The organism is Saliniramus sp., from assembly GCF_035311605.1.
Lineage (GTDB): Bacteria > Pseudomonadota > Alphaproteobacteria > Rhizobiales > Beijerinckiaceae > Saliniramus.
The window spans coordinates 1-3,412 of record NZ_DATGCW010000342.1 but is presented as its reverse complement, the minus strand read 5'-3'; the positions used below and the strand labels follow the sequence as shown (position 1 = coordinate 3,412).

Here is a 3,412-nt window from a genome sequence, read left to right as displayed (position 1 = left end):
GGCGACATGAAATATATCGACACGATGATCCGTGACGGTCTGTGGGATGCCTTCAACGGGTATCACATGGGCCAGACCGCAGAGAATGTCGCCAATCAGTGGCAGATCACCCGCGAGGCACAGGACGAGTTCGCGGTCTCCAGCCAGAACAAGGCCGAAGCGGCGCAGAAGGCCGGCAAGTTCGACGACGAGGTGATCGCGTTCACCGTCAAGACCCGCAAGGGCGACATCGTGGTCGACAAGGATGAATACATCCGCCACGGCGCGACCATCGATGCGATGCAGAAGATGCGCCCGGCCTTCACCCAGGACGGCTCTGTCACCGCCGCGAACGCGTCCGGCCTCAACGACGGGGCCGCCGCAACGCTGCTCATGAGCGCGGACGAGGCCGAGCGCCGCGGGATCGAACCGCTTGCGCGGATCGCGTCCTATGCCACGGCCGGGGTCGATCCCAGGATCATGGGTGTCGGTCCGATCAATGCGAGCCGCAAGGCCCTCGAAAAAGCCGGGTGGTCCATCGGCGACCTCGACCTCGTCGAGGCGAACGAGGCGTTTGCCGCGCAGGCCTGTGCGGTCAACAAGGACATGGGCTGGGATCCGTCGATCGTGAACGTGAACGGCGGCGCCATCGCCATCGGCCACCCGATCGGGGCCTCGGGCTGCCGGGTTCTGAACACGCTCCTGTTCGAGATGCAGCGCCGCGGGGCCAAGAAAGGCCTTGCCACGCTCTGCATCGGCGGCGGCATGGGCGTCGCGATGTGCATCGAGCGCCCCTGAGCCGGAGTGCGGGGGATGACAGGAAAGGGCGCCCCGGGCGCCCTTTTTCATGCCGCACCCCGCATCGCGGAGATTTTACCGCGCAACAATGTTGCGCTTGTCCCGTCAAGAAGATAACCAAGTTACCAACGCATTAGCCAGATTGGAGGATACCATGGCAAGAACTGCACTCGTCACCGGAGGATCGCGCGGAATCGGCGCCGCCATTTCAAAGGCGCTCAAGGCCGACGGATACACCGTCGCCGCGACCTATGCCGGCAACGATGAGGCCGCCGCCAAGTTCACCGAGGAAACCGGCATCAAGACCTACAAGTGGAACGTCGCCGACTATGACAGTTCCAAGGCCGGGATCGAACAGGTCGAGGCCGATCTGGGCCCCATCGAGATCGTGGTCGCCAATGCCGGCATCACCCGCGACGCGCCCTTTCACAAGATGACGCCGGACCAGTGGAATGCCGTGATCGACACCAACCTCACCGGCGTGTTCAACACCGTGCACCCGGTCTGGCCCGGCATGCGCGAGCGCGGCTTTGGCCGGATCGTGGTGATCTCCTCGATCAACGGTCAGAAAGGACAGTTTGCGCAGGTCAATTATGCCGCCACCAAGGCGGGCGATCTGGGCATTATCAAGAGCCTGGCGCAGGAAGGCGCCGCCAAGGGCATCACCGCCAACGCGATCTGCCCCGGCTACATCGCCACGGAAATGGTGATGGCGGTGCCGGAAAAGGTACGCGAATCGATCATCGGGATGATCCCCGCCGGTCGCCTGGGCGAACCCGAGGAAATCGCCCGCTGCGTCAGCTTTCTCGTCTCGGACGACGCGAGCTTCATAAACGGCTCGACAATCTCGGCCAACGGCGGTCAGTTCTTCGTCTGATCCGACCTGCGACAGCGCACGAAAAAGGGCCGGTCCATGGTGACCGGCCCTTTGTTATCCACGCCTATCTGGCTGCGCTGTCAGGCGTTTTCCGACAGGCGCTCGATCTCTTCCTTGATCTTCAATTTCTGTTTCTTGAGGTCCGCGATTTCCAGCGTGCTGCTGCCCGGCGCGCGCTGCGCCTCTTCCACCTTTTCCGAGAGCGCGTGATGTTTCTTCTTCAGTTCTTCAATATGCGAACTCAAGCTCATGGGCAGTCTCCTCTGATATGGATGCGTCTTAAACCGACATGGGAAGTGCAGCATATTTTTACAATACTGTCACGCTGCGGCTGCGAGATGAGCGAGAGTTTTCCGATTGCATTTGACACGACTCAGTCAGGAAAGGGCAAACCTGCCGCATCCCTGAGCACGGCAGCGATCGCGGGCGTGTAATCCTCGCCGTCGCGGCCATGCGCGGCCCCGGCGTGCAGGCATGGCCCGTCATGCAGACGAAATTCCGCACGCCCGCCCTTGCGCCCGCGCATCAGGACAAGGCGCGCGGCCCGCCCCTGCCGGGGGATGAGCGGCAGAACCTCGAGCGATCCCAGATGCGCGGCCATGGCGGCGATCAGGTCGGGCAGGCGGTCGGCGCGTTGAATGAGCGTCACCTGCCCCTTGGGGGCGGCGCGGCGCGCGGCGGCGGCGACCCATTCGGCAAGGGCACAGGTTTCGCCCATGCCGTGCTCGCGCCCCGGATCGCGGGCCGGGGTGCTGGCGGCCCGGTCGAAATAGGGCGGGTTGGCGATGACATGGTCGAATTGGCGCTGTCGCAGGGGGGCCGGCATGTCGGTCAGATCACCGGTGAAGACCTCGAGGGCCTGACCATTCTCTGTGGCATTACGCCGCGCCAGATCGGCATAGGCGGGCTGGATCTCCAGCCCTGCGAGGGCAAGGCCCGGCACCCGCGCGCCCAGACAGAGCGCCGCGATGCCAGAGCCGCAGCCGAGATCGAGCACATTCTGCCCGGCCCGCGCCGGGATGCTCGCGGCCAAGAGCACCGGGTCGATGCCCGCACGATAGCCCGCGCGGGGCTGCGCGGTCCGGAGCCGCCCGCCGAGAAAGGCGTCATGGCTCAGATCCTCGTCGGCAAAGCGCTCAGTCCTCAAGCGAGAACCCGTTGTCGATGAGCGCCTCGCGCGCGTCGGCGTAATCAGCATCCGCCACCATCAGGCGGCGCGGGAAAATCCCGATCGAGCCTTCGAGGATGCTCATATTTACGTCCATTTCAAAGCAGTCTATACCCTCGCCCTGAAGCAGCGCCTGAGCGAAAGCCATGGATGCGGGATCGTTGGTGCGAAGAAGCTGTTTCATAAGGCTGACATAAGGGCACCGCGCGCTATTTGTCGAGCAGTGTTGACGGGAGTGTTATGGGATTGGACGAGGTCGCCACGAAACCGCATGAAGCCCTGGCCGCGCATCTCGCGGACAAGATGGAGGCGGTCAACACGCTGATCCGGGCGCGCATGGCCTCGCGCCACGCGCCGCGCATTCCCGAGGTTACGGCGCATCTCGTGGAGGCGGGCGGCAAGCGGCTGCGCCCGCTGCTGACGCTGGCGAGCGCGGATCTGTGTGGCTATGCGGGCGAGTACGACGTGCATCTGGCGTCGACTGTGGAGTTCATCCACACCGCCACGCTGTTGCATGACGATGTGGTGGACGAGAGCGCGCAGCGCCGGGGGCGGCCGACGGCGAACCTGCTTTATGACAACAAATCCAG

The 3,412-nt window shown here is 64.1% G+C and carries 6 protein-coding genes; 3 read left to right on the top strand and 3 right to left on the bottom strand.

The annotated features are described in order from the left end of the window. Together VKP01_RS15110 and phbB are read left to right on the top strand one after the other, a co-directional pair. On the top strand, positions 1-777 hold a 777-nt coding region (locus VKP01_RS15110), incomplete at its 5' end, for an acetyl-CoA C-acyltransferase (RefSeq protein WP_324413725.1). Positions 778-931: 154 nt separating this feature from the next. Beyond that, positions 932-1,654 (top strand): acetoacetyl-CoA reductase, encoded by a 723-nt coding sequence (phbB, locus tag VKP01_RS15105; RefSeq protein WP_324413723.1) that lies wholly within the window; start codon positions 932-934, stop codon positions 1,652-1,654. An 80-nt stretch (positions 1,655-1,734) separates the two neighbouring features. Here phbB and VKP01_RS15100 read toward each other — a convergent pair whose 3' ends face one another. From VKP01_RS15100 to VKP01_RS15090, 3 genes are all read right to left on the bottom strand, one after another. Continuing rightward, on the bottom strand, positions 1,735-1,905 hold the full coding sequence (locus VKP01_RS15100) for a YdcH family protein (protein ID WP_324413721.1): 171 nt from the start codon (positions 1,903-1,905) through the stop codon (positions 1,735-1,737). Positions 1,906-2,027: 122 nt separating this feature from the next. Continuing rightward, entirely contained in the window at positions 2,028-2,801 is a 774-nt protein-coding gene (locus VKP01_RS15095) for a tRNA1(Val) (adenine(37)-N6)-methyltransferase (RefSeq protein ID WP_324413719.1), read from the bottom strand. Further along, positions 2,791-3,006 carry a DUF2007 domain-containing protein gene (locus tag VKP01_RS15090; RefSeq protein ID WP_324413717.1) on the bottom strand — a complete coding sequence of 72 codons (216 nt, stop codon included), beginning with the start codon at positions 3,004-3,006 and terminating at the stop codon, positions 2,791-2,793. Before VKP01_RS15090 ends, VKP01_RS15095 begins: the two co-directional genes overlap by 11 nt. A 62-nt stretch (positions 3,007-3,068) precedes the next feature. Here VKP01_RS15090 and VKP01_RS15085 point away from each other — a divergent pair. Then, a partial coding sequence (locus tag VKP01_RS15085) for a polyprenyl synthetase family protein (RefSeq protein WP_324413715.1) occupies positions 3,069-3,412 on the top strand: 344 nt, incomplete at its 3' end.

Coding starts and splice junctions, on each gene's coding strand:
- phbB (WP_324413723.1), top strand. CDS start 932: ATGGCAAGAACTGCACTCGTCACCGGAGGATCGCGCGGAATCGGCGCC.
- VKP01_RS15100 (WP_324413721.1), bottom strand. CDS start 1,905: ATGAGCTTGAGTTCGCATATTGAAGAACTGAAGAAGAAACATCACGCG.
- VKP01_RS15090 (WP_324413717.1), bottom strand. CDS start 3,006: ATGAAACAGCTTCTTCGCACCAACGATCCCGCATCCATGGCTTTCGCT.